The following is a 24,646-nucleotide window of genomic DNA, read 5'->3' on the forward strand; positions in this document are numbered from 1 at the left end:
ATCTCCGCTCAGCGCTTCGGCAACGAGGCCCTAGCCGGCCGTATTCGAGACCCACAGGTCGTAAGAACTGGTCGGCGAATCAAGGCCCGGTTCAAACGCGATGCCATGGATCGTGCTTTTCGCCGCAAGGTGATACGCCGGGGCGAACAGCGGCACGATGAACGCCTGGTCGACCGCGCGTTGCTGGATCTTCGCCAGCAGGGCGCGCCGCTCCGGGCCGACCGGCAACAGGCGCGCCTGGTTGATCTCGGTGACGATGGTACGGTCCGGGTTGCGGATGGCGTTGTACAGGAAGCCTTTGTCGCCGAGCATGTCCCACAGCTCCATGGCGACATCCGACGGGTTGTCGGTGTTCGGGTAGATGCTCCAGATGCCGGTGGCCTTTTCGTTGGCGAAGTCGCCCGCCGTGTTGATATGCAGCCGCAGATCGAGCCCCACGTTCTGGCGCAGCTCGGACTGCATGGCGCGGATCAGCACGTCGCGGCTGTCGCGCACATAAGGCTGCGGGTAGCCGACCTCGATGCTCAGGCGCTTGCCGTTGCGGGTGCGAAAGCCGTCGGCGTCGCGCTGGGTCCAGCCCGCTTCGTCGAGCAGCTTGTTGGCCTCGGCGACGTGGTTCCCCCACGTGCCCTTCAGACTCGGGTCGTAGTCGGCATTGTCCGGACCGATGTCCGACCAGGCGCGCCGCACGGTGCCCAGATAGACACTCGTGACGATCGCGTCGAGATCGAAGCCGTCGCGGATGGCGCGCCGCACGCGCACGTCGTCGGCCGGCGCCGCCGTGTAGTTGATGTTCAGCGTGAACGACGTGGCCGAGGACGGCCCGGTCAGATACTGGAAGCCCTCCACCTTGTCGAACACCGTGATGTCGGTCGGCTGAACCCCTTCGATCAGGTCGACCTGGCCGGAACTGAGCGCCCCCGTGCGCACCGATGCTTCGGGCAGGAAACGATACGTCACCTGGTCGAGATAGGCCGGCCCCTGATGCTGCGCATAGGCCGGCGCCCAGTTGTAATGCGGATTGCGCACGAAGGTGGCCGATTGACCGCGCTGGTAGCGCTGGAACACGAACGGTCCGGTTCCCACCAGACCCGGGCCGCCTGCACACAGATCGGTATTCGAGGCCAGCGCCTTCGGCGAAAGAAAGCCGAGCTTCACGCTCGAGAGGGATTCGAGCGTCGTCGAATCCGGCTGCTTCAGTACGATCGTCACCACGGTCGGCGAGACGACCTCGGTGTGGTCGTACTGCACCAGCAGCGAAGCCGAGGCCGAAGTCGTGCTCACATTTTTGATGATGTAGTCGAAGTTCGTCTTGACCGCCTGCGCATTGAACGGGCTGCCGTCAGTAAAGGTGACGTCGTCGCGCAGCGTGAAGGTGTAGCGCTTGCCGTCGGCGGAGACCTGCCATGACTTCGCCAGCCAGGGGCCATAACTGCCGTCGGCTTTCTTGGCGATCAGCGAATCGACAAAGTTGCGGATCAGGAAGAAGGCGTTTTGCTGCGAGGCCTGATGGGGATCGAAGCATACCGGCTCGGTCGTCACACCCCAGGTGAGCGAGCCGCCTGAGACCGGGTGTGTGGACGCCTGTTGTTCCGTATTCGCGACGCTCTTCTGGCAACCTGTCAGCATCAGTGCCGAAAGCAGTGCCACGGCTGCGGCAGCCATGGAGAGCAGCGGGGGAAATCGTGAATTCATCGACTGCGATTCCTGTAAAGAGAGCGGATAACTTTTGCGCAAACAGAAGGCGCTTCAGACTTTCGCCAGATAGTCGGTCACGGTGACTTTCTGCGGCAGCACGTTGCGGGCGGAAAGCCAGTCGGCGGCCGTCTGGAACGTCTTCAGGAATGCGGTGTCCTCGACACTGTGCATCGTGTAAGTGCGCTTGAGCGCAGCCAGCGTGTCGCGCACCTCGATGCTGTAGCCACCCTTCTGCTGCGCGATCGCCTCGGTCTCGGCCGGATGCTCCGATGCCCATTGCGCTTCGGCTGCATACGCCGCGTTGACCGCCTTGACCAGCGCAGCGTTGTCCTCGGCGAACTGACGCCGGGTCACATACGAATTGAAGTCGATCTGGAAGTCCAGATCGCGTCCTTCGAGAAACACGTTGTGCGCCTTGTACTGGTCACGTGCAATGTCGACACCCGGGCTCCACATCGACCATGCGTCGATCTTCCCCTGGCCGAATGCCGGCGCCGCATCGGGCGGATTGAGGTAGACGATGTTGACCGAATGACGGTCGACGCGATGCTTTTCCAGCGCGGCCAGCAGCAGGAACTCGCCGAGCCCGGAACGGTTCACCGCAACCGTCTTGCCGACCAGATCTTCGACGCGGTTGATACCGGAGCCGTCCTTCGCGATCACCGCGGTGGTGCGCGGATCGACCACGCAAAACTGCGTGAACACCAGCGGCGAACCCGCGATCATCGCGGCCAGCGCCGGTGTGGTGCTGCCGCCGAAGCCGAAGTCCGCGCTATTGCCTGTCACAGCCTGCAGCGACGGCGCATGGTTCGGAAACGGGCCGATCCATTCGACCTTGATGTTGTCCTTCGCCAGCAGCTTGACGAATTCGCCGCGCTCCTTGGCGAGTTGCGGCAGGCCTCCGAGACCCCAGCCGAGGCGCACGGTATCGGTACTGCGGCGTGCGCAGGCGCCAAGCCCGGTAGCGAGCGTCGCCGCCGCGAGTGTGGTTTGCAGGAAGCGACGCCGGGATAGCCGTGACGTCGACGGTTCAAGGAGCGTGGACATGAATGAGTGCAGTGAAGAGTGGTGATTCGAAAAGACTGTGCATGCTCAAACCGGTAGCGCTAGGCGTCGGACTCGGCTGCCGCCCCCAGTTCCGCCAGCAGCGCCTCGCGCAAAGCCGTAGCGTCACGATGACCACGCTGCGCATTCGCTTCGTGGGAGACGCGGTACTCGGCGGCAATCGCACCGTTGCGCATGATCAGCGCGCGATCGGCCAGCGCGATGGCCTCGTCGACGTCGTGCGTCACCAGCAGGACACCAGGCTGATGACGCTCGACCAGCCGCTTGATGAGGCGGTGCATCTTGATGCGGGTCAGCGCATCGAGCGCGGCGAACGGCTCGTCGAGCAACAGAAGGCGCGGCTCCTGCACCAGCGCACGAGCCAGCGCGACACGTTGCGCCTGGCCACCGGAGAGGTTGCGCGGCCAGTCTTCGAGACGATCGGCAAGGCCGACTTCGCCAAGCGCAAGCTGCGCGCGCGCCTTGGCCCCGGCGTCCGGCAGACCCAGCGAAACATTGCGCCAGAGGGTTTCCCACGGCAGCAAACGCGGCTCCTGGAACACCACCGCGGGGAGGCGCGGGCCGTCGATGCTGCCGCCGTCGATCGCGTCGAGCCCGCACAGAGCGCGCAACAGCGTGGTCTTGCCGCAGCCGCTCTCACCGAGCAGCGCCACGAACTCGCCGCGGCCGATCTGCAGATTCAGGCGATCGATGACGGTTCGCTGTCCATAGTTACGCCGCAGGTTGCGCACCACGACGGCCGGTTCAACGGCGCTCATGCTTTCGCTCCGCGTGCGTAATTGCTGTGCCACGCGAGCAGCCGCCGCTCCAGCGCACGGGCGATCGTATCGGCGAGCACCCCGATCAGCGCGTAAATCACGATCGTCATGACGATCACATCGGTACGCAGGAACTCGCGTGCGTCCATCGCCAGAAAACCGATGCCGCTCGTGGTTGCAATTGTCTCGGCCACGACCAGCGCGAGCCAGGCGGTCGTCAGCGCATAGCGCACGCCGGCAAGCACCGAAGGCAAGGCGCCCGGCAGCACGATCCGGCGAATCAGCTTCGAAGTGCTCAGTCCGGTGACGCGGCCGAGCTCGATCAGCTTCGGGTCGACCTGGCGGATGCCGGACACGGTGTTGATATAGATCGGAAACATGACGCCTAGCGAGACCAGAAAAATCCTGCCAACCTCACCGACGCCGAACCACACGATCACAAGCGGCAACACCGCGAGAAACGGCACGGCGCGCAACATCTGGATATTGCGATCCAGAAAGGCTTCGGCGAGCCGCGAGAAACCGACGGCGGTGCCAAGCGCAAAGCCCAGCGTTCCTCCGATCACGAAGCCGCTCGCTGCGCGCAACAGGCTGACGCCGAGGTCGGGCAATAACTGGCCGTGCTTCACCAGTTCGAAGGCGGTTTGCGCAACCCGGGTTGGCGCGGGCAGCACCTGGGGCGACAACGCCCCCCAGCGCGCCAGCAACTCCCAGATTGCAAACACGGCGAGCGGCATCGACCACGAGATGATCCGCAGCGCGCGCTCGCTGGTCAGGCGCCGCAAGCGCCCTGCCCGCGGCGCCACGGACTCCTGCCGGATTGCTGCAGAATCCCCAGCCTCGGGCCAGTCAGCCGGCACAGGCGGGCGCCCCAAAGTTTCAGCCATCGCGATATTTCCTTTGATCGTCTGCGCCCGAGACACTTCAGGCGAGTGGCGCGAGCCGCGCGTCTTACCGATGCAGCCCACGCAGCAGCGCAGCGACCGATACCGCTTCACATATTAATCAAAAGATAAAATGCGGAAACCACATAATTCTTATATGCATAGCAGGTGCCGCGACGAAGCGGTTCGCGCCACCAGCCGGCCCCGCGCGGCAGCGCCTTAAACGAGGTAGTAAAGATTCGCCACGCGCTGCGGCGGCTGCGTGCGGCCGGCGCAGTGAGGACAGGTATTCGCCTCGCCGAGCAATGCATACGCGTATCGGACGGCGCGAACGGTCGCCGACCACGTCTCGTCCTCTTCCGGGAAGAATCGCTCCGCCGGATACCAGGCGGTAAAGCGCAGATTGCCGAGCACGGTGCGAAATTCGGGTCGCAGTCCGGCGAGCAGCACGACCAGACCGTCCTTTTGCGCCTCGCGCAAAAAATGCTCGAGCCGTTCGATGCAAACGACGTCCGGGTTTCTCACCCGCTTGAAGCGCAAGACCAGGTAGCGAACGCCTTGCTGCTGCACCCGCTCCTTCAGCTTGTCAAAATAGCGGTCCAGCTCGGGCGCTGCGCCGAAGAAAAACTCGCCCTCGAAGTCCCATACGGCCACCGCGGTGCAATCCGGATCGCTGGATTGCCGTTCGCGTACCACGGCTTCCGGGCTCACGACCAGTTCTGTCACCTTCAGCCGTGCCGCACGCGGCACAAACAACAGGATCGACAGCGCCACACCGATCAGGATCGAGAACTCGACACCGATCAGCAGCGCAGCCAGCGTCGTGACGACGACAAGCCCCGCGTCATAGCGCGAGGCACGCAGCGTATAGCGCAGACGCTCGATATCGACGAGACGCACTGCGGTGACGAGCAGCAGGCCGGCGAGCGCCGCCTTCGGGATATAACGTGTCAACGGGGCAAGCGCCAGCACGGCGAGCGCCACCGCGACCGACGTCACGACACCCGAAAAGCGCGTCACCGCGCCCGCCTGGTAGTTGATGGCCGAGCGTGACAGCGAACCCGAACCGGGCAGGCAGCGAAAGAAGCCTCCCACCAGGTTGGCAACGCCTTCGGCAAGACACTGCCGGTTGTAGTCGAGCGGCTGACGCGTATGGTGCGCAATCGACTTCGCGATCGACAGCGCCTCGAGCAGGCCGAGAAACGCGATCGCCACCGCGCTCGACGAAAGCTGGCCGATCCAGTTCCAATGGATCTCGGGAATGTGCGGCGACGGCAGGCCGGCTTTCAGCGAACCGATCACGGCAATCGCCGTGCGCCCGCCCTCGCCAGGCCGCGACCACCCGAGGCCGAAGGCAACCGTGGCGACGATCAACAACGTCACGAACATATCCAGCTGCGGCAGCCGGTAGCGTCGCACCGCGCGGCGCAGCAGCACGGCCAGCAGCACCGACGCCGCGCTGATGGCGAGCGCTTTCAGATTGAGCGGATCGCCGTGAACCACGGTCAGCCAGAGCCGGTAGAGCACATGCTGATGGCCCGTGCCCTTCTCGCGCACGCCGAGCGCATTGCCGATCTGACCAATCGCGAGCAGGACAGCCGCGCCCGCCATAAAGCCCAGAATCACCGACTCCGAGATATAGCGCGTCAGATCGCCGAGTTTGAACACCGCGATGCCGATCTGGATGATGCCGACCATCACGCCGAGCAGAAACATCGCCTCGTAGATATCCGAGGTCGCGTTCGGATCGAGAAACGCCAGCGCACTGAACACGACTAGCGAAATCGCGCTGGTGGGACCGTTGATCAGGTGCGAAGACGAGCCGAGCAGCGACGCCACTAACGTGACCACCACAGCCGAATAGAGACCAAAACGCGGATCGACACCGGCGATCAGCGCGTAGGCCATGCCCTGGGGCAGTGAAATGGCCGCGACCGTCAGGCCTGCGAGCAGATCGCGCTTGCCCTTGTTCCAGTCATAGTTGAAATTGCCGGCCAGCGCCATGGCTATCCTCTGTCGCGAGTCCTGGTGATGGGCGAGTCCGCCACGCCGTCGGCCGGCCTGTAGACTGTGTCGAGAATGCCGTTTTCGTCGAAGAAGGTGTGGTTCGCGTCATCCCAGTCGCGTGCGATTGCCGTGACCGGGAAAAGCTTGATCGGCGGCAAGGTGGCGGAGAACTGCGCGGCGATCTCCGGTTTATAGGGCCGGTAGCCGGCCTGTGCAATCATCCGTTGCGCTGTATCGCTGAACAGAAACTCGAGGTAAGCGCGTGCATAGCGCTCGCTGCGATGACGCTCAACATTGACATCCACCCATGCCACGTAGGGCTCCGCAAGAATGCTGACGGGCGGATAAACGATCTCCAGTTCGTCGCGTGCATCGGCCACTTCACGCAGGGCTTCGTTCTCCCAGGCAAGTTGCACGTCGCCGACCTTCTCGATGGCAAAGGCCGTCGCCGCGCCGCGTGCGCCGGCATCGAGGCGCTGGGTATGCTGATACAGAGAGCGCAGATAATCGCGTGCCGCGGCGGTGCTGCCACCGCGCGTGGTCACCGCCCCCCAGGCGGCGAGCGCGCTCAGCTTGCCATTGCCGGAAGTTCTCGGGTCGGGTGTGACCACTTCGACGCCGGGCCCGATCAGGTCCGGCCAGTCATGAAGATGCTTCGGGTTGCCCTTGCGCACCACGAAGACAATCGTCGAGTAGTACGGCTGCGAATGATGCGGCAGGCGTTCAGCCCAGTCATCGGCAATCAGGCCGTGCTTGCGCAGCGCGTCGACATCGGAGTACAGGCCGAGCGTGACCACGTCGGCCTGTTTCTCGCCGCTCAGCACCGCGCGCGCCTGGCGCGACGAACCGCCGTGCGACTGCTGGATCTGAAGCCGAACCCCGGTCTCCTGCTGATACTGCGCCACGAACTTCGCATTGAGCTGGCCATAAAGCTCGCGGGTTGGGTCGTACGACACATTGAGAATCTCATGCGTCGTATCCCCCTGAACGTTCTTGACACCGATCAGGGCCACGGCGGCAACCACACCGGCGACGGCGGCAAGATTGAGCAGGGGCAGGCGTTTCATCATCGCCCCTAGGCCGCCTGTGCATCGAAGGCCCGGCCCGGAATGGCGTCGAGCAGCGTGCGCGTATAGGGATGCTGCGGATGACGCCAGATCTCGCGATGATGTCCGCTCTCGACGATGCGGCCGCTTTGCATCACATGAACACGATCGGCAATGTAGCGCACCACCGAGAGATCATGCGAGATGAACAGATAGGCAAGACCCAGATCGCGCTTCAGCTCGACCAGCAGGTTGAGAATCTGCGCCTGGATCGACACGTCGAGCGCCGACACCGGCTCATCGCAGATCAGCAGGTCCGGTTCCAGCACGAGCGCCCGCGCAATGCCGATCCGCTGTCGCTGTCCGCCGGAAAACTCGTGCGGGAAGCGGCCCAGCGCCGAACTCGGCAAACCCACCCGGTCGAGCATGGCGCTCACGCGCTGACGGCGCGCGTTGCGGTCGAGCTCGCCGTTCACCACCAGCACAGTGTCCAGAATCTCCGCCACGGTGCGGCGCGGATTGAGCGACGCATACGGGTCCTGGAACACCATCTGCACATGACGCCGCAGCGGTCGCAAGTCGCGCTCGCGCAACGGCACCAGGTCCGTGCCGCGCAGGCGAATCTCGCCGCCGGCGGCGGGCACGAGACGCAGGATCGCTTTCGAGAGCGTCGACTTTCCGCAACCGGACTCGCCGACCAGCCCGACCGTTTCGCCGCGGGCAATCTGCAGCGATACGCCGTCGACCGCGCGCAGCGTGGCTTTGCTGTGCCGCTGCGGGTAGTCGATCCGCAAGTCGTGCAGCGCAAGCAACGGCGGTGGATCGCTGAGGGCGGAGAAGCCCGGCGCGGGGTCGGCCACGTATTGGCCGGTACGCGCCGCTCGCGGCACGACGGCGAAGCTCGGCTTGCCGTCGTCGGCCACGCCATGGCGGATTTCAGGCAAGGTCCAGCCGCGGTAATGCAGATCGTCGGCGAGATTCAACGAGGCGCCGAGCAGCCCGCGCGTGTACGGATGCTGCGGTTGCGTGAAGAGCTGTGCCACCGGCGCTTCCTCCACCTTCTCGCCTGCCAGCATCACGGCAACACGATCCGCATGCTCCGCGACGACACCCAGATCATGCGTAATCAGCAGCAACGCCATCGACAACTCACGCCGCAGCGAGCCGAGCAGTTCGAGAATGCGCGCCTGGATTGTCACGTCGAGCGCCGTGGTCGGCTCATCTGCGATCAAAAGACGCGGCCGGCATGCCACCGCCATGGCAATCATCACGCGCTGACGCTGGCCGCCGGAGAGTTCGTGTGGGTAGTCGAAGGCCCGCCGTTGCGGCTCCGGAACCTGCACGAGGTCGAGCAGTTCAACCGCACGTTTCCAGGCATCGCGCTTTGACAGGCTTTCGTGCTGACGCAGCGTTTCGACAATCTGCGCGCCGACCGACAGCACAGGATTGAGCGACGTCATCGGCTCCTGGAAGATCATCGAGATCTGCCGCCCACGAATGGCCCGCACTTCGCGCGCCGGCAGGTCGAGCAACTCCGCGCCGTCAAAGCGCAGGCTACCCGACACGCGCCCCGGCGGCGGTACGAGCCGCATCAGCGAAAGCGCCGTTGCCGATTTGCCGCAGCCCGATTCGCCGACCAGCGCGAGCGTCTCGCCCGCCGCGATATCGAAGCTCACGCCGCGCACCGCTTCGTGCGCACCAAAACTTACACGCAGGTCGCGTACTTCCAGCAGGTTTGCCACGTCGCGCCCTCAGGTCCGTTGCCGCAGTCGCGGGTTCAATGCGTCGTTCAGGCCGTCGCCCAGCAGGTTCAGCGCCAGCACGGCGAGCACGATGGCTACGCCCGGGATCGCGGTCAGATACCACGCCGTGCGCAGCGAATCGCGCCCCACGCCGATCATGCTGCCCCAGCTCACCGCGTTGGGGTCGCCCATGCCGAGAAACGACAATGACGATTCAATCAGGATCGCAGTCGCCACCATCACCGAAGCGGTCACGATCACCGGCGGCAGTGCATTGGGCAGAATCTCGCCGAAGATGATCCGCGCATTGCTGAACCCCTGGCTGCGGGCCGCGAGCACGAAATCCGCGTTACGCAGCGTGCGAAATTCGGCGCGCACGATCCGCGCGACGGTCGGCCACGACGCCACGCCAATCGCCAGCGCGATCATCGTCACGCTCGGCCGGCCGATTGCGACGATCACGATCACCAGCAGAAACGACGGCACCGTCTGGAACAATTCGGTCACACGCACCAGCAGATCGTCGACGATGCCGCCGAAGAAGCCGCCGATTGCGCCGACCAGCGTGCCGATCACGAGTCCGATCGCGGCCGACGATGCGCCGATCAGCAGCGACACGCGCGTGCCGTGAGCGATGCCCGCAGCCACGTCGCGGCCGAGCGAATCGGTGCCGAGCCAGTATTGCGGGTCGGTGCCCGGCCATTCGAACGGCGCCGCGACCATGTCGAGCGGATCGCCGGGAAAGAAGCGGCCGGCGAGCAGCGCGAGCAGGATGAATGCCGTCAGCAGCACCAGCCCCGCCAGCGCGGACGGATTGCGCAGCAGCGAGCGCCAGACGCCGCGCCCCGCCCCACGCCCCGCGTCGCTACCGGCCGGGTCCGACGATGCGCCGCGCTGGCCAAACAACGCCCCGCCCAGTTGGCGGCGCCATGGGGACGTTGCCGCGGGCACATCGCCCGCGGCTGAAATCACGTTTGGAGACTCGGAAGCCATTCAATGCCTCTTAACGAAACAAAAGCTCGACAGAACCTGGACGCCACGCAAGCGCGCTCACGCGACGCGCGGATCGAGCCAGGCCTGCAGCAGATCCACCACCACGTTCGCGACGATCACCAGCAGCGAGGAGAGCAGCAGCACCCCGAGCAACACGCTGAAATCGCGCGCCATCACCGCATCCAGCGCGAGGCGTCCGAGACCGGGCCAGCTAAACACCGTCTCCGTGACCGCCGCGCCGCCAAGCAGCGTGCCGAAGTGCATGCCGACGATGGTGGTCAGCGGCATCAGCGCGTTGCGCAGCACGTGGCGCACCGTCACCCGCCAGGGATGCAGGCCCTTGGCCTGGGCAGTGCGTACGAAGTCTTGCCGCTGCACTTCAAGCATCGCGGCGCGCGTAAGGCGTGCATAGATGGCGACAAAGAACGTCGCCAGCGTGGCGGCCGGCAGCAGCACATGCTTGAGCGCGTCGACGAAGTACGCCCAGCCATGCAGTTGCACGCCGATCGTCAGATTGCCGCCGCTCGGCAGCCAGCCGAGGTGCACCGAAAACAGCACGATGGCCAGCAGGCCGATCCAGAAACCCGGCGTCGAATAGAACAGCAGCGCCAGCACCGAGAGCACACGGTCGGGCCACTTGCCGGCCCAATGCGCCATTACCGCGCCGAGCACAACACCGGCGACAATCGCCAGCGAGAGCGCCACGCCCATCAGCACCAGCGTGTTCGGCAGGCGCGAGAGGATCAGCTGCATCACCGGCATGTCGTAACGCGGGGAGTAACCGAGGCTAAAGTGCGCAAGGTGCGAAAGATACGACCACAACTGGTGCACGACCGGCTGGTCGAGACCGAACCTCGCGCGCAGCACCTGCATGGTTTCCGCTGTGGCCGAGCCGGACTCGCCAGCGATCACGTCGGCGGCGTCGCCGGGCATCAGCTTGAGCAGGAAGAAGTTCAGGATGACGATGCCGATCACCGTCGGCAATGCCTGCCAGGCGGTGCGCCGCGCAATCGTGCTGAAACGCAAACGTCGGCTCATGGCGGCTCCTCGTCAGGCACTCAGATACACGTCGGCCAGGTTGCCTTCGAGGCCCTGAGCGGTCACCGTATGGTTGTGCACGCGCCGGTTGGCGAGCGTGATCATGCGCGGCGCGACCAGATTGAGAATCGGCAGGTCGCGATAGACGATCTGCTGGAACTGCTGGTAGAGCGCGACGCGCTTGCTCTCGTCGGTTTCCACCGAGGCGGCTTCGAGCAGGCGGTCCACTTCGGGATTGCTGTAATGCGGCGCGTTCGAAAACGGCACACCTGGGCGGATATTCTTCGACCAGTAGAGGCGTTGCACGCCCACGCTCGGGTCGAACAGCGTGTTCACGCCGATACTCGTGAAATCGAACTGGCGGTCCGCGTAGACGCGCTTGAGAAACGCGGGCAGATCCTGCGAGCGCACCGTGACATCAATACCCACTCTGGACAAGGCGGATTTCACATACTCGGCCTGGCGCTGGTAGAGGTCGCCGTAAGGCAGGAAGTCATGCGTCAGGCTAAAGCGCACGCCGCCGTCCTTGCGCGGATAGCCCGCGGCATCGAGCAGCTTTTCCGCGGTCTCGATATCGAACGCATACGGCGCGAGCTTTGGATCGTGATACGGCGAGGCCGGCGTGATGGGCGTCGGTGAAATGTCGGCATAGCCGTAAGCGATCGTGCGCTGTACGACCTGCGGGTTGATCGCATGGGCAATCGCCTGACGCACCCGCAAGTCCTTCAGGATCGGATGATCGAGATTGAAGTCGACTTCCGAAAGCGGCTCGAGAAACCGATAGCCGCGTGTTTCGACCGTGAGCTGCGGCAGTTGCGTCAGACGCGGCAAGTCGGTCAGCGGCACCGGGTTCTCGCCGCCCAGGTCCAGCGCGCCCGTTTCGAATGCCGCCGAGCGCGCGGCGGCATCCGGGATGACCTTGAAGATGAGCGTGTCGATATACGGCTTGCCGGGCGCCCAGTAGTCCGGGTTGCGCTCGTAAACGATATTGGCGCCGCGCGTCCACGACTTGAAGCGATACGGCCCCGTACCGATGGGCGCATTGTTGTGAGGATTGCTGAGCGGATCGCCCGAGGCATACAGATGCTTCGGCACGATCGGCGACTCGCCGGCGGACAGCGCCTTGAGGAGGTAAGGCGCGGGTTTCGACAACTCGATCACGGCGGTGCGTGCGTCGGGTGTGGAGACTCGCGTCACATTCGCAAACGTGCTGCGTCCGCGCGGATGGACCGACCTGAGCAGATCGATCGAAAACGCCACGTCCTCCGACGAAAACGGCTGGCCGTCGTGCCACTTCACGCCCTGGCGCAGCGTGAAAGTATATTTCAGGCCGTCCGGGCTGACGACCCAGGCAGTCGCCAGTTGAGGCTGCGGGTTCAGATCGAAGTCATACGCCAGCAAGCCTTCGAGTACTTTCGAACTCGCGGCGAGCGCGGGCCCGGTGGTCTGAAAAATCGACACGAGCACCGGCGGCTCGGGGTTGATCAGCACGTTGAGCGTACCGCCGCGCTTCGGCGTGGCGCTCTCGCCCTGAGCGAGCGCCAGCGTGGGCAGGCTTGCAGCAGCCAATGCAGCGCCCGATGAAAGCAGAAATTCGCGTCGATTCAGCCCAGCCATTTAATTCGCTTCCTTTCACCAGCAGTTGAGATGTGATCAGGCAAGTTGCTTGCCGCGGCCCGGGCGGCGCCGGACCACGGGACAATGCAAAGCCGGCTCCGCGCGCAGCAAGCGCGCAGCAGGGACAGGTCGGGAGGGATCAGTCGTGGCTCGGGAGAGCAGCCGGAGAGGATGATCGTAGCAACGACGGATTGGCTAATGAACCAACACATCCTGCTATCGATATAACGCGTGCGGCGCAGCGGCGCCCGATGCGACGCAGCGCGCGCACCGTTTCGGTGCCATCGGGCGTGGCGCGGCTCAGTGGATGGCCAATTGCTTCACTACCGCGATCATGCGGTCCACTTCTTCCGGCGTGTTGTAGAACGCCAGTGACGGGCGCACGGTCGCCTCGAGGCCAAAACGCCGCAAGATAGGCTGTGCGCAATGGTGGCCGGCGCGCACGGCAATGCCCTCTTCGCTGAGCGCGCGTCCCACCTCTTCGGGCGTGTAGCCGTTCAGAACGAACGACAGCACACTCGCCTTGTCCTGCGCCGTGCCGATCAAACGCACGCCCGGAATCGGCTTCATCAGCGCGGTGGCGTAGTCGAGCAACTCGTGCTCGTAGCGCGCAATATTTTCGATGCCGACCCGCGTCACGTAGTCGAGCGCCGCGCCGAGTCCGACGGCGTCCGCGATGTTCCCGGTACCCGCCTCGAAGCGATGAGGAGCGGGCTGAAACACGGTCCGCTCGAACGTGACATCCGAAATCATGTTGCCGCCACCCTGCCAGGGCGGCATCGCATCGAGCAACTCGCGCTTGCCGTAGACCGCGCCGATGCCGGTCGGGCCAAACACCTTGTGGCCCGAGAACACGAAGAAATCCGCGTCCATTGCCTGCACGTCCACCCGCATATGCGACACCGACTGCGCGCCGTCGATCAGCGCCACCGCGCCGACGCGATGCGCCATCTCGACGATTTCCTTGACCGGCACGACGGTGCCCAATGCGTTCGACACCTGTGTGACCGAGACGATCTTCGTCTTGTCGTTCAGCAGCCGGCTGTATTCTTCGAGCAGCACCTGGCCCGAATCGTCAACCGGAATCACCCGCAGCGTGGCGCCAGTCAATGAAGCCAGTTGCTGCCACGGCACGATGTTGGCGTGGTGTTCGAGGTGCGACACGATGATCTCGTCGCCCGCCCCGACGTTCTGTACACCCCACGATTTCGCAATCAGGTTGATCGCCTCGGTCGTGCCGCGCACAAATACGATCTCCTCCGGCTGCGAGGCGTTGATAAAGCGCTGTACCTTGCTGCGCGCCGCCTCATAAGCGTCGGTCGCACGGCCGGCCAGTGCATGCGCCGCACGGTGAATGTTGGAGTTCTCGTGCAGGTAGAAATAGGAAAGGCGATCGATGACCGACTGCGGCTTTTGCGTGGTGGCGGCGTTATCGAACCAGACGAGCTGCCGTCCGTTCACCCGCTCCTGCAAGATCGGGAAGTCGCGGCGGATCGCGTTCACATCGAACTGCGGATGGCCGGATTGTGCCTGCGCGGCAGGCCCGGATGCGCGGCTCGCTGCGGGTGCGCCTGGTGCGCGGATATCCGCGAGAAAATAACGCTCCACGCTCTCCGGCTGGGCCGGCGCCGTATCCGAAAACCCACGCGGCAATCCGAACGGCGAACCTTGCAAAGAGCCGACCTGCGCCGGCTCGGCAGCAGGCAGAAGCGACGGAACGCTCAGTGGATCGAGCAGCGACACCGTGGGTAGCGGCGCGGCCCCGCCGCCGTGCGTGAGAGACCTGGCCGGATCCATGAAATAGTAGGGCGACGCGCTACTGCGCCCCGGCGCGGCATCGACCGGCGCATTCGCCGCTGCGGCTTCCGGCACGCCGAGCACCGTGCCGCCGTAACGGCTGTCGAGTCCAGGCGCCACGGTCACCAGATTGTCGGGCAAGCCGTTCTGCGCAGCAGCATGCGGCAACAAGGCAGGCGCACGGTTGCCGAGCGAAAGCACGTGGGTCGGCGCCGAAGGCGCAAGGTTGGCGCCCGGCACCTTGCCTTGCGGCAGCGCCGCACCCGGGATGCCGCTGCCTGCGCCGGATGGTCCGGCCATCGGCGAACCCGGCGGCACCGGATTCGTCGAAGCCGGTACGGCGGGCGCGGCCGCTGCAAACTCCGAGGGTGCGCTACCCGGTACGCCATTGCCGGCCGGCGTGCTGCCCGGCGGGGTGGCGAAAAACTCGTTCGCCAGACGCGTGAGCGTCGCCGGATCGGGCAAACCTGCGGGAAGCGCTGACGTCGGATCGGGATAGGCTGCCGGCGAACTACTGGTAGGTGTGGTCATATTCATGGTACTTGCCGACCTCAACGTCCTCGAGGATCGCCAGCGCGTCCGGCGTGTGCACTGCGAGCGAGCAGTACAGCGACACCAGATACGAAGCGATAGCCTGGTTGTTGATTCCCATGAAGCGCACCGATAACCCCGGCCCCTGCTCGCCCGCCACACCGGGCTGATAGAGACCGACTACTCCCTGGCGTTTGTCGCCGACCCGCAGCAGCAGGATTTTGGTCTTGCCGTCTTCCACCGCCACCTTGTCCGATGGAATCAGCGGAATGCCGCGCCATGTCAGGAACTGGGAGCCGAACAGACTGGTAGTGGGCGGCGGCACACCGCGGCGCGTGCACTCGCGGCCAAAGGCGGCAATCGCCGTGGGGTGTGTCAGGAAAAACGCCGGCTCCTTCCACACCTTGGTCAACAGTTCGTCGAGATCGTCCGGAGTGGGCGCGCCGGTGAGCGGCAGCACGCGCTGCTCGTCCGCGACATTCGCAATCAACCCGTAATCAGGGTTGTTGATCAGCTCGCTTTCCTGATTCTCCTTGACCGTCTCAATCGTCAGACGCAACTGCTCCTTGATCTGATCGTGCGGACTGCTATAGAGATCGGAGATGCGGGTATGCACTTCGAGTACCGTGCTCACCGCGTTCAGGAAATACTCACGCGGCTCCTCTTCGTAAGGGACATACGTAGTGGGTAGCTGGTTCTCGCTCTCGCGCTGCGTACACGCGACGCGAACTTCCTCGGGATTCTTGACCTGATTGAGACGGTAAATGCCTGCTTCGACCGGGACCCACTGCAGGAGGTGCGTGAGCCAGCGAGGCGTAATAGTGGCAAGCTGCGGGACGGTTTTGGTGGCGTTCGCTAATTGCCGCGCGGCGTGGTCGCCAAGCGCGCTGTGACCGGGTGTTGCCATTTTCATACTCCCTTTCTATGAGAAAAACGGGAATGCTTATAGGCAAAAGTGATTTTGGAAGCCGGTCTAAAGATACGTCGCCTTTTCCGATCCCGCAAGGACTAGATCGCGGTAATTGATGAAGCAGCGTTAGCGGGTATTGCTGTGCTTGCTCTTATGCGTGACGAACGCATACAGCCACCATCCAGCGAGCATTGCCGGCAAGAAATAGAGCGCTTCTGCGTCAGGCGCTGCGAGCAATGCAATCGCCGGCCCAGGGCAATAGCCAGACAGTCCCCACCCAAGGCCAAATATCGATGCACCCGCAATCAGCTTGCTGTCGATCGCCTTGGCTTTCGGTAAATCGAAGTTCTGTGTCAACAATGGCGAGCTGCGCCGCATAATGAAATGGAAAGCAACCGTTGCAAACGCGACTGCGCCACCCAGCACGAATATGAGGCTTGGATCCCAGTGCCCGGCCACATCGAGAAAGCCCAACACCTTCTGAGGCCGTGTCATGCCCGCAAGCGCGAGTCCGGCGCCGAACAGCAGTCCGCAGATGAGACTGACGAGGTAACGCAGCAGTCTCATTGAACCCCCAACAGGTGACGCACCACATAGGTTGTCGCGATACCCGCAACGAGAAAGGTCAAGGTCGCGACCATCGAGCGCACTGAAATACGGGCGATGCCACACACGCCGTGTCCGCTGGTACAGCCACGCGCGAGCGCCGTGCCGAAGCCCACCGCGAGGCCCGCGGCGACCAGCAATCCATGCGGAAAACCGGGCCTCGCATGCGGCGCTGCATCACCGTATCCGGCGTGGGCCGCCAGCCAGTAATAGAGCCACGCACCGGCGACCAGCCCGGCCAGAAATAGCGCACGCCAGAGAAATTCGCCGCGCTCCTGCGAGATCAAGCCTCGGGCGATACCGCTGATGCCGGCGATCCGGCCGTTGAACCAGAGCAGCAGTGAGGCCGACAGCCCGATCAGCAGGCCACCGGCCAGCGCGCTGTAAGGTGTGAAGGATTCCATGGCAGACCGTTGTAGATGCCGCGAGGGAGCGTGTCCTGAAACGCGCGGCGACGGCGACATACTAACTTGCCAGCACTGCCAATGTGGAATGTGGAAACCGGTCGACGGCCGGTTCTTCATGAGACCGGCCGCAGGCAAAACGTCAGAACACCCGTCCTTCGGTCAGATGCGTGGTCACGCCATTCAACTCGTAATCACCGATCACCCGCGCCTTGTGCAGCAGCGGGTTGTGACTGAAGATCGTGCGCAGATTGCGCCAGTGGCGGTCGAAGTTGTGTCCGCGTGCCGTAGCCGACGCCCCGCCCACTTCGAACAGGCGTTCGCCCGCATATAGCGCCAGCTTGCTGACGACCAGTTGCGTCTTTGCCGTCGCCAGCGCGCCTTCGAGCACCAGCGCTTCGGCATTGCTTGCGCCCTTGCGGATCGCATTCGCCGAGCGCTCGAGGGTCCGCGCGTTTTGCTGCACCAGTGCGTCGATCGACAGGCTATGCGCCGCGAGATCGCCCACCACCTGCTGCACGAAGCCATCTTCACGCGCGGACGGCGCCGGACTATGCAGCACAGGACGGCCGAACTCCGTGACATAGCGGCGCGCATCGGCAACGATGTTGCGCACGATCCCGGCGGCAACCGCAACCAGGTGCAATTGCCGCAGCGCGCCACCGTGCCGGCCCGCCAGCGTCGTGTTGCCGCGCGCCACGATTTCATGTTCGTAGACGCGCACATTGTCGAGCACGAGACTGCCGCTTGCCGTCATGCGCTGGCCCATGCCGTCCCAATCGTCGAGCACCTCCAGGCCTTCGCGCGCCACCGGGATCACGATCGAGACGTTCTGTTCGTTTTCATCCTGGACGTTGATCCGCGCATAGTCCGAAAATGCGGTGCCCGTCGAATAGAATTTGCGGCCCGTCACCCGATAATTGCTGCCGTCGCGTACCAGCTTCGTGGTGATTTCGCCGGGACGCGAGGTTCCAAGCTCGGTGGATGCGCCACCGAAGATGGCGCCCTTTTGCAGGCGTTCGATCTGGATGTCGTTGAACGTGGTGCGCGGCGACAGCAGCAGCGATTCGGTCAGGTCGAAATGAATCCGCAGCGCGTGCGCGACGTTGGACTCTTGTGCAGCCAGCGTGGTAATCACGTTGAACAGATCTTCCAGCGTGCCGCCGAGACCGCCCCACTCCACCGGAAGACGCAACACGCCGAGGCCCGACTCCCGAAACAGCGCAAACGCCGCAAACGGCAATTCGCGCCTGGCCTCGCGCTGCGCGGCGTCTTCGCCGATCGCTTCGGCCAAGGCCGGCAACGCGGACAGCGCCGCCTGGAGCCGCGACTGCGCGGCGGTTTCGTGTAAGACCTGCATGCCTTCATTCCTTGTAAAAACGCATGAGCCGGGCGATTCCGGCGCTAAAACGAGAATTCGTGAGGCGCGGCTCGGCGCGCCCATCAGCGCTGAATTCAATTCAATGCCGTGGCCGCCGCAGCGCCGACGGGCGACCCTTCCAGCGCGACCGATGCCCGGCCGTCGGGTCCGACCGGAACGTCGCCCACCAGCGTGGTCCGATACAACTGGCGGTCAAAGTCGAGATCGAAGATGTCGGTGGGCGCCAGATGCGCCGTAGCGCGGTTGTCCCAGAACGCGAGGCTGCCCGGCTCCCATTTGAAACGCACCGTGAATTCGGGGCGTGTCACATGCTCCCAGAGCAGTTCGAGCAGCACCTGACTCTCGCGCGGCGTCACGCCGACAATGTATTTCAGGAAGCCCGGGCTCACGTACAGAGCGCGTTCACCCGTTTCCGGATGCACTCGCACCAGCGGATGCTCCGTCACAAGCGTGCGCTGCTCGACCGCCTGCACGAATGCCTCGGTGCCGCTCGCACCGGCCGGAGGCGCAAAACGATGCACGCCCCGCAAGCCATCCACAAACGCGCGCAAGGGTTCCGACAGTTTCCCGTAAGCGGTGACGAGATTGGTCCACTGCGTATCGCCCCCGAACGGCGGGATCGTGACGCCACGCAGGATCGAGGCATACGGCGGATTGACCGCTGCGGTGACATCGGTGTGCCAGCCCGTCCACGGTCTCAGCAGTGTCGTGCCCTCGAACCGCGTGGCCTTGCGAAACTTGGAGATGGAATAGAGTTGCGGATGACCATCCACATGTCCGAACACCGGATGGCCGACGGTGAGTTCGCCAAACTGCGCAGAGAACGCGACGTGTTGCTCGTGGGTGAGAAACTGCTCGCGAAAGAACACCACGCGCCACTTCAGCAGCGCCGCGCGGATCTCCGCGACATGCTGGACCGACAGCTTCTGCGTCAGATCGACCCCACGAATTTCCGCCCCGATATGCGCCGAGAGAGGCGCAACCTGGAGCGAGCCTGTTTCGGCGGAGAGGGCAGCACTCATTGAATACTCCTGATGGACAAATGCCTGAGCGGCAATCCGTCAACAGTAAAGTCCTCGCCACGCCGACTCAACCAATCTTTGCGCATATGCAAAACATCTGCAGTGCGAACGCAGCGCAAGCGCCGGGATTCGATTCAATGGGCCCGAATCAGAAGCTCAAAGGTTGCATCGGCGTCAGCCGTGGAGCTTCGACCACGCCCCCAGCCTACCGCGTTGCGATAGCTGCCTAGCAACGCGCTTTCCGTGATGCGGGTTTCGTCTACCGCGCAAGCTGCCTCGGCCTGTGGCGCAACGAACAGTGCATCCTCCGGGCAATAAAGCTCGCACATGAAGCAGGTCTGGCAATCGTCTTGCCGGGCGATCCGCGGAATGCCGCCCGGGACCGCTTCGAATACATTGGTCGGGCACGCCCGCACGCAGATGTTGCATCCGGTGCAGCGCGATTCGCTGACGATCTCGATCATGCCGCCGCTCCGATCGCTTCGGACAAAGACACGGCAACCGGCGTTCGGCGCACCCACACTTCGTCGAGTCCGCCGCTGAGCAGGCGATGACGCTGGCCCTCGTCGAGCGCCTTGTATTCCTGACGCCGGTGCATGCCGCGCGTTTCGGTCCGCTGCAGCGCGCTGCGGTACATCCAGCGCGAAGTTGCGACCATCGCGGCGGCCTCTCTTGCGCGCACGGCCTCCTGTACGTCCCGTGCCGGTGCGCTGGAACGCAGTTTCAGCCACAAATCGTCGAGCCGCTGCAAGGAGTCGTTGAGTAGATCGTCGCTGCGTGTCCAGTTGCGTTCGTACGGGAAGACTTCCGCCTGAACCGCCTGGACCACACTCTGGCTGTCGTATGCGTGAGCGCCGCCGTCGCGCAGGCCCACGCCCCCGGCATGACGCAGCGAACGCTCGCGCGCCGCGCCTCCCACCTGACGCGCGTGATCCGCGGCCCCCGCCCCGGCCCAAAGGCCCGACGACATCGCCCACGCGGCGTTATGACTGCCGCCCCCGGTGAAGCCGCCGCAGATCAGTTCGCGCGTGGCCGCATCCCCGGCCGCATACAGGCCTTCAACCGAGGTTGCGCAATGCTCGTCCAGCAGATGCAGGCCGCCGGTGCCGCGCACGGTCCCTTCAAGCCGCAGCGTGACCGGGAAATGCTGGGTGAAGGGATCGATGCCGAGCCGGTCGAACGGCACGAAGAAGTTTGGCTGGGCAGTGCGCATCCAGCTACGTATCTGCGCGTCGGCCTTGTCGATGCAGGCGAAGACACGGCGCGTCTGCAACTCGCGAGCAATGACGCCACGCCCGTGCGCCGACCCCGCGCCCTCGATCTTCACGCCGTCCTCGTCATAGAAAGTCGCCCAGGTGTAGAAAAGCGATTTGGTGACTGACGAGAACGCGGGCCCGAGACCATACGCGTTCGAAAACTCCATGCCGGACAATTCGGCGCCGACTTCGGCGGCCATCAGTTGACCGTCGCCGGTCAGCACGTTGCAACCGAGCGCGCGGCTCTGAAAAGCGCATCCGCCTGTGGCAATCACCACGGCACGCGCTCGCGCGATCCAGCGCTCCGAGGTTTGCCGGTTCACGCCGGCAGCGCCCGCCACTGCGCCGCTGTCGTCGACAAGCAGTTCGAGCGCCGGGCTGTGATCGAGAATTCGCGCGCCGGCTTCCTTGACGCGCTTGCGCATCAGGCGCATGTATTCCGGCCCTTGCAGCGAGGTGCGACGCTGCTCGCCGGTTTCGTCGACAGGAAACGGATAACCCCACTGCGCCAGTTGCTGCACGTTCAACCAGGTCTGCTCGAGCACCCGGTCCATCCAGGCGTGCTCGGCCAACGCGCCGCCCAACGAGAAGCGGCTTGCCTTGGCGCGGCTGCGTGCGTCGGCGTCGGGCGCCACGTACCAGATGGCCGTGCCGGCCGGCGCAGTCGCACCCGAGGTGCCGCAGTAGCCCTTATCCGCGAGCACCACCTTTGCTCCCCTCGCGGCAGCGCCTATCGCACCCCAGGTCCCCGCAGGACCGCCGCCGATCACCAGCACATCGACGTCGTAGCGCGCGCCCACCGACGCGTCATCCGCTTTCCTTCCCTGCTGGCTCGCGACGCTCATGAAGCGCCTCCCGTCTTGATGGACCGATCCGAAAACTTATCCTCTCCACCGGCGCCGGCAAACCAAGAATTGCAGCTATTCATATGGGCAGGCTGAATATTTGACGGCATCGAGCGCCGCTGCTCATGCCGGTTACAAGGCCGCTGCGCCAGACAATGTTCACATAATCCTGGGTCCGTAGAATCCGCATCGTCGTCGGACTTTCACCCTCCGGCTCCAGCTTTCCTTGCTTCGCGACCTCTCGTTGCACGTACCCACGTCAACGCGCGCCACCGTCTTCGCAACAACTCACACCGACAACGCGGAACAACCCATGAATGGAAATTACCGCCCCGTACAAAGGCTGATCGCTTCATCACTACTGGTGTCGCTGCTAGGCCTGAGTGCGTGCGGAAGAAAGAACGAGGACGGCGCGCAAGCTGCCGCCGACGCCTCCGCAACCAGTGCGGCGACTGCGGCATCCGCCGTCGAACCCGCCTCTGCCGCACCTGTCGCCTACACACCGCCGAGCGCGGATCAGCTCTACCAGATGGTCGCGCCGATCGCCCTTTTTCCGGACAAGCTCGTCGCACTGGTGCTGGCGGGCTCCACTTACCCGGACCAGATCACCGCGGCGAACACGTGGCTTGGGCAGAACCCGAACCTCAAGGGGCAGGCGCTCGCCGCGTCCGCCGACCAGCAGTCATGGGATCCTTCGGTCAAAGCGCTGACGGCGTTTCCGGCTGTGCTATCGCAGATGGCGACGAACCTTGCATGGACCACATCGCTCGGTCAGGCCTATTACAACGATCCCACCGATGTGCTCAACGCAATCCAGGTGATGCGCCAGCGGGCGCAGACATCCGGCAACCTGTGCACGACCAGCCAGATGCGGGTTACCCGGACGAAGCAAACCTCTGCGCCCAGAGACTACACACCCGCACCGGCTACGCCCGGCGTGTATGAAGGTCCGTCCGTCATCCCGGCGCCGGCCCAGGCGATCGTGATCGAGCCCGCGCAGCCGGATGTCGTCTATGTGCCCTCCTACAATCCCGCGCTGGTCTATGGCGCGCCGGTCGCGGCCTATCCAGGCTACCTCTACCACCCGCCGGTCTACGCGCCGGGCGCCGTGGTGGCAGCGGGCGTGATCTCGTTTGGCATCGGCATCACGGTCGGGGCCATGCTCAGCCACGTAGGATGGGGCTGGCACGCGTGGGGCATGCACTGGGGCGGGCCGCCCCCAGGCGGCCCCGGCGGTCCGCGCTGGGGTGGATGGCAGCGCCCGGCGGTGGTCTTTAACCACACGACTTATGTCTCCCGCTCGACCACGGTGATCAACCAGATCAACAACACGCGCATCACCAACAACTACAGCGGCACAGTGAGCAATGCTTTCGCGCACAACGGCGCACCGCCGGCTGCGATGGCGCAGATGCATGCGCAGATGCCCCGCCCCGGCATGCGTGCGGCGGCGCCCATGACGATGCCGCGCTTCAGCGCGAACGACGCACGGCCTGGTGCACTACCTGGCGCACGGCCTGGCGCGGGTGCTGGCGCAGGTTCCTATGCGCATCCATCCCCACGGTACGGCGCAAACCACGCGAATGTGATGGCCACGAATCACGCACAGACATCGGCCTTGCACGGCAACCCCATGGAGACGCATACGCGGCCGGAAGGACACTTCGAAGGCTCACCGCAGCTCGAACATCAGCAGGTGCCACATCCGCCGTCGCAATACGCCACGCAGCCCGGACGCGAACGCCCGGCCGAAGGACCTGTCCGCACGCCGCAACCGGAGGCGCAAGCGCAGGCCATGCAGCATCGTCAAAACACCGAGGCCCATCCACAGGCACCTCACGAGGACTTTGCCCAGGCACATCCGGCCGCACCGCGACAGGATGTGCAGCACTTCACTCAGCCACAGCCACAACTGCGCTCACAGTCACAGGCACAACCGCGTTCACAGGCACAGGCGCAACCGCAACGCATGCAGCCACGTCCACCGGAACCCAGGCCACGTCCCTCCGCGCCCAGTCCAATGGCTCATCATGCCGACACTCACCAGCACCGTTCGTGAATGACAGCGGCCGGTGTCGCGAGCGGTTGAAAAGACGAACCGTCAGCGACACGCTCTACACGGCATGTAATAGGTTGTCCTGAGCAACGCCGCTGACAGATCGGCTATACCGTGTCTTTCGCCCCTTCGGTCATGCGCCCAGCACTGCATCACCACGGGATAGTCTCGTTTTCCCAGCGCGTGAACGTCCCTGTCGGGCTATCCGGTCCAAGCAGCGCAACGCGCACCACCTCGCGAGCGCCCTCCTCGACAGTCTGCGTGCCGGCAAATCCGTTGAGGTTCGTCCTGGTGAAGCCCGGAGACACGGCGTGAACCTTGATCCCCTCGGACTCCAGTTCGATCGCCATGGCAACCGTCAAAGCGTTGAGCGCCGTCTTGGACGCCGGGTAGACCGGGCCGAAAATCGCACGGTAGGCGAACGCCGGGTCCAAGTTCGTCGTCAGCGACCCAACGCCACTTGAAACGTTGACGATGCGCGCTGCCGTTGCCTTGCGCAGGAGCGGCAGCATGGCCTGATAAACGGCGAGGACGCCGAACACGTTGGTATCCCACACCGCGCGCATTTCATCGAGGGACACGTTGCTCGGGCGAGTTGTCTTTGCGTACTCTTCGACGCTCTGGCCGGGCTGCCTGTTCGTATTGGAGATCGCCGCGTTGTTGATAAGCACGTCCAGGCGGCCAAACTCCTTGCGGATACGCTGCGCTGCGGCAGCGATCGAAGCCTGATCCGTCACGTCAAGCTGGAGGGCGTGTGCGTCCGCCCCCACCTCCCTGGCCGCCGCCTCGCCGCGCTCGAAATTGCGCGATCCGACCAGCACAGTGAAGCCGTGTGTCACGAGATCCTTCGCGATCTGAAGACCGATTCCCTGATTCGCACCGGTGACGAGAGCGATGGGTTTGTCCAGCATGGCAATCTCCTTCCTGTGTCGAGTGGTAAGACGATAGGCCGGCTCGGCCGGACTTTCTACCATCAACAGTCCAAATTTT

The 24,646-nt window shown here is 64.3% G+C and carries 20 protein-coding genes; 1 reads left to right on the plus strand and 19 read right to left on the minus strand.

Annotation, left to right across the window (positions count from 1 at the left end):
• Window positions 1–30: 30 nt before the first annotated feature.
• The 18 genes from FFS45_RS14905 to FFS45_RS14990 form a co-directional block, all read right to left on the minus strand.
• Window positions 31–1,695, minus strand: a complete 1,665-nt coding sequence (locus tag FFS45_RS14905) for an ABC transporter substrate-binding protein (RefSeq protein ID WP_137955420.1) — start codon at window positions 1,693–1,695, stop codon at window positions 31–33.
• A 54-nt stretch (window positions 1,696–1,749) separates the two neighbouring features.
• On the minus strand, window positions 1,750–2,745 hold the full coding sequence (locus FFS45_RS14910; RefSeq protein WP_137955421.1) for an NrtA/SsuA/CpmA family ABC transporter substrate-binding protein: 996 nt from the start codon (window positions 2,743–2,745) through the stop codon (window positions 1,750–1,752).
• Window positions 2,746–2,804: 59 nt separating this feature from the next.
• On the minus strand, window positions 2,805–3,521 hold the full coding sequence (locus FFS45_RS14915) for an ABC transporter ATP-binding protein (protein ID WP_137955422.1): 717 nt from the start codon (window positions 3,519–3,521) through the stop codon (window positions 2,805–2,807).
• Window positions 3,518–4,258, minus strand: coding sequence for an ABC transporter permease subunit (locus tag FFS45_RS14920; protein ID WP_249362795.1), 741 nt, complete (start codon window positions 4,256–4,258; stop codon window positions 3,518–3,520). Before FFS45_RS14920 ends, FFS45_RS14915 begins: the two co-directional genes overlap by 4 nt.
• Window positions 4,259–4,624: 366 nt before the next feature.
• The gene (locus tag FFS45_RS14925) at window positions 4,625–6,409 is read right to left on the minus strand and encodes a SulP family inorganic anion transporter (protein WP_137955424.1); all 1,785 of its coding nucleotides are present in this window, start codon (window positions 6,407–6,409) and stop codon (window positions 4,625–4,627) included.
• 2 nt (window positions 6,410–6,411) lie between these two features.
• Window positions 6,412–7,482 carry a sulfate ABC transporter substrate-binding protein gene (locus FFS45_RS14930; protein WP_249362787.1) on the minus strand — a complete coding sequence of 357 codons (1,071 nt, stop codon included), beginning with the start codon at window positions 7,480–7,482 and terminating at the stop codon, window positions 6,412–6,414.
• 5 nt (window positions 7,483–7,487) lie between these two features.
• Window positions 7,488–9,200 (minus strand): ABC transporter ATP-binding protein, encoded by a 1,713-nt coding sequence (locus tag FFS45_RS14935; protein WP_137955426.1) that lies wholly within the window; start codon window positions 9,198–9,200, stop codon window positions 7,488–7,490.
• Window positions 9,201–9,209: 9 nt separating this feature from the next.
• Window positions 9,210–10,193: an ABC transporter permease gene (locus FFS45_RS14940; RefSeq protein WP_137955427.1), complete on the minus strand. Its 984-nt coding sequence runs from the start codon at window positions 10,191–10,193 to the stop codon at window positions 9,210–9,212.
• A 57-nt stretch (window positions 10,194–10,250) separates the two neighbouring features.
• Window positions 10,251–11,231, minus strand: coding sequence for an ABC transporter permease (locus tag FFS45_RS14945; protein ID WP_137955428.1), 981 nt, complete (start codon window positions 11,229–11,231; stop codon window positions 10,251–10,253).
• Between the two features lie 12 nt (window positions 11,232–11,243).
• The gene (locus FFS45_RS14950; protein WP_137955429.1) at window positions 11,244–12,848 is read right to left on the minus strand and encodes an ABC transporter substrate-binding protein; all 1,605 of its coding nucleotides are present in this window, start codon (window positions 12,846–12,848) and stop codon (window positions 11,244–11,246) included.
• Between the two features lie 300 nt (window positions 12,849–13,148).
• Complete coding sequence (locus FFS45_RS14955; protein WP_249362796.1) at window positions 13,149–15,176, minus strand: family 2A encapsulin nanocompartment cargo protein cysteine desulfurase; 2,028 nt, start codon at window positions 15,174–15,176, stop codon at window positions 13,149–13,151.
• The gene (locus FFS45_RS14960; RefSeq protein WP_249362788.1) at window positions 15,157–16,083 is read right to left on the minus strand and encodes a family 2A encapsulin nanocompartment shell protein; all 927 of its coding nucleotides are present in this window, start codon (window positions 16,081–16,083) and stop codon (window positions 15,157–15,159) included. Before FFS45_RS14960 ends, FFS45_RS14955 begins: the two co-directional genes overlap by 20 nt.
• A 129-nt stretch (window positions 16,084–16,212) precedes the next feature.
• Window positions 16,213–16,653: a YeeE/YedE family protein gene (locus FFS45_RS14965; protein ID WP_137955432.1), complete on the minus strand. Its 441-nt coding sequence runs from the start codon at window positions 16,651–16,653 to the stop codon at window positions 16,213–16,215.
• The gene (locus tag FFS45_RS14970) at window positions 16,650–17,096 is read right to left on the minus strand and encodes a YeeE/YedE family protein (RefSeq protein WP_137955433.1); all 447 of its coding nucleotides are present in this window, start codon (window positions 17,094–17,096) and stop codon (window positions 16,650–16,652) included. Before FFS45_RS14970 ends, FFS45_RS14965 begins: the two co-directional genes overlap by 4 nt.
• Window positions 17,097–17,238: 142 nt before the next feature.
• On the minus strand, window positions 17,239–18,456 hold the full coding sequence (locus FFS45_RS14975; RefSeq protein ID WP_137955434.1) for an acyl-CoA dehydrogenase family protein: 1,218 nt from the start codon (window positions 18,454–18,456) through the stop codon (window positions 17,239–17,241).
• A gap of 95 nt (window positions 18,457–18,551) precedes the next feature.
• Window positions 18,552–19,499, minus strand: coding sequence for a TauD/TfdA family dioxygenase (locus FFS45_RS14980; protein WP_137955435.1), 948 nt, complete (start codon window positions 19,497–19,499; stop codon window positions 18,552–18,554).
• Window positions 19,500–19,633: 134 nt separating this feature from the next.
• Entirely contained in the window at window positions 19,634–19,963 is a 330-nt protein-coding gene (locus FFS45_RS14985) for a 4Fe-4S binding protein (RefSeq protein WP_137955436.1), read from the minus strand.
• Window positions 19,960–21,600 (minus strand): FAD-binding protein, encoded by a 1,641-nt coding sequence (locus FFS45_RS14990; RefSeq protein WP_137955437.1) that lies wholly within the window; start codon window positions 21,598–21,600, stop codon window positions 19,960–19,962. Before FFS45_RS14990 ends, FFS45_RS14985 begins: the two co-directional genes overlap by 4 nt.
• A 313-nt stretch (window positions 21,601–21,913) precedes the next feature.
• Here FFS45_RS14990 and FFS45_RS14995 point away from each other — a divergent pair, with 313 nt between their 5' ends.
• Complete coding sequence (locus tag FFS45_RS14995; RefSeq protein ID WP_137955438.1) at window positions 21,914–23,659, plus strand: DUF3300 domain-containing protein; 1,746 nt, start codon at window positions 21,914–21,916, stop codon at window positions 23,657–23,659.
• A 149-nt stretch (window positions 23,660–23,808) separates the two neighbouring features.
• On the opposite strand, the gene FFS45_RS15000 is transcribed toward FFS45_RS14995, so the two are convergent.
• On the minus strand, window positions 23,809–24,567 hold the full coding sequence (locus tag FFS45_RS15000) for an SDR family oxidoreductase (protein WP_137955439.1): 759 nt from the start codon (window positions 24,565–24,567) through the stop codon (window positions 23,809–23,811).
• Between the last annotated feature and the right edge of the window lie 79 nt (window positions 24,568–24,646).

Origin of the sequence: Burkholderia sp. 4M9327F10 (assembly GCF_005503145.1) — a bacterium.
Classification (GTDB): domain Bacteria; phylum Pseudomonadota; class Gammaproteobacteria; order Burkholderiales; family Burkholderiaceae; genus Paraburkholderia.

Coding starts and splice junctions, on each gene's coding strand:
- FFS45_RS14905 (WP_137955420.1), bottom strand. CDS start 1,695: ATGAATTCACGATTTCCCCCGCTGCTCTCCATGGCTGCCGCAGCCGTG.
- FFS45_RS14910 (WP_137955421.1), bottom strand. CDS start 2,745: ATGTCCACGCTCCTTGAACCGTCGACGTCACGGCTATCCCGGCGTCGC.
- FFS45_RS14915 (WP_137955422.1), bottom strand. CDS start 3,521: ATGAGCGCCGTTGAACCGGCCGTCGTGGTGCGCAACCTGCGGCGTAAC.
- FFS45_RS14920 (WP_249362795.1), bottom strand. CDS start 4,258: ATGCCGCTCGCCGTGTTTGCAATCTGGGAGTTGCTGGCGCGCTGGGGG.
- FFS45_RS14925 (WP_137955424.1), bottom strand. CDS start 6,409: ATGGCGCTGGCCGGCAATTTCAACTATGACTGGAACAAGGGCAAGCGC.
- FFS45_RS14930 (WP_249362787.1), bottom strand. CDS start 7,482: ATGATGAAACGCCTGCCCCTGCTCAATCTTGCCGCCGTCGCCGGTGTG.
- FFS45_RS14940 (WP_137955427.1), bottom strand. CDS start 10,193: ATGGCTTCCGAGTCTCCAAACGTGATTTCAGCCGCGGGCGATGTGCCC.
- FFS45_RS14945 (WP_137955428.1), bottom strand. CDS start 11,231: ATGAGCCGACGTTTGCGTTTCAGCACGATTGCGCGGCGCACCGCCTGG.
- FFS45_RS14950 (WP_137955429.1), bottom strand. CDS start 12,848: ATGGCTGGGCTGAATCGACGCGAATTTCTGCTTTCATCGGGCGCTGCA.
- FFS45_RS14955 (WP_249362796.1), bottom strand. CDS start 15,176: ATGACCACACCTACCAGTAGTTCGCCGGCAGCCTATCCCGATCCGACG.
- FFS45_RS14960 (WP_249362788.1), bottom strand. CDS start 16,083: ATGGCAACACCCGGTCACAGCGCGCTTGGCGACCACGCCGCGCGGCAA.
- FFS45_RS14965 (WP_137955432.1), bottom strand. CDS start 16,653: ATGAGACTGCTGCGTTACCTCGTCAGTCTCATCTGCGGACTGCTGTTC.
- FFS45_RS14970 (WP_137955433.1), bottom strand. CDS start 17,096: ATGGAATCCTTCACACCTTACAGCGCGCTGGCCGGTGGCCTGCTGATC.
- FFS45_RS14975 (WP_137955434.1), bottom strand. CDS start 18,456: ATGCAGGTCTTACACGAAACCGCCGCGCAGTCGCGGCTCCAGGCGGCG.
- FFS45_RS14980 (WP_137955435.1), bottom strand. CDS start 19,499: ATGAGTGCTGCCCTCTCCGCCGAAACAGGCTCGCTCCAGGTTGCGCCT.
- FFS45_RS14985 (WP_137955436.1), bottom strand. CDS start 19,963: ATGATCGAGATCGTCAGCGAATCGCGCTGCACCGGATGCAACATCTGC.
- FFS45_RS14990 (WP_137955437.1), bottom strand. CDS start 21,600: ATGAGCGTCGCGAGCCAGCAGGGAAGGAAAGCGGATGACGCGTCGGTG.
- FFS45_RS14995 (WP_137955438.1), top strand. CDS start 21,914: ATGAATGGAAATTACCGCCCCGTACAAAGGCTGATCGCTTCATCACTA.
- FFS45_RS15000 (WP_137955439.1), bottom strand. CDS start 24,567: ATGCTGGACAAACCCATCGCTCTCGTCACCGGTGCGAATCAGGGAATC.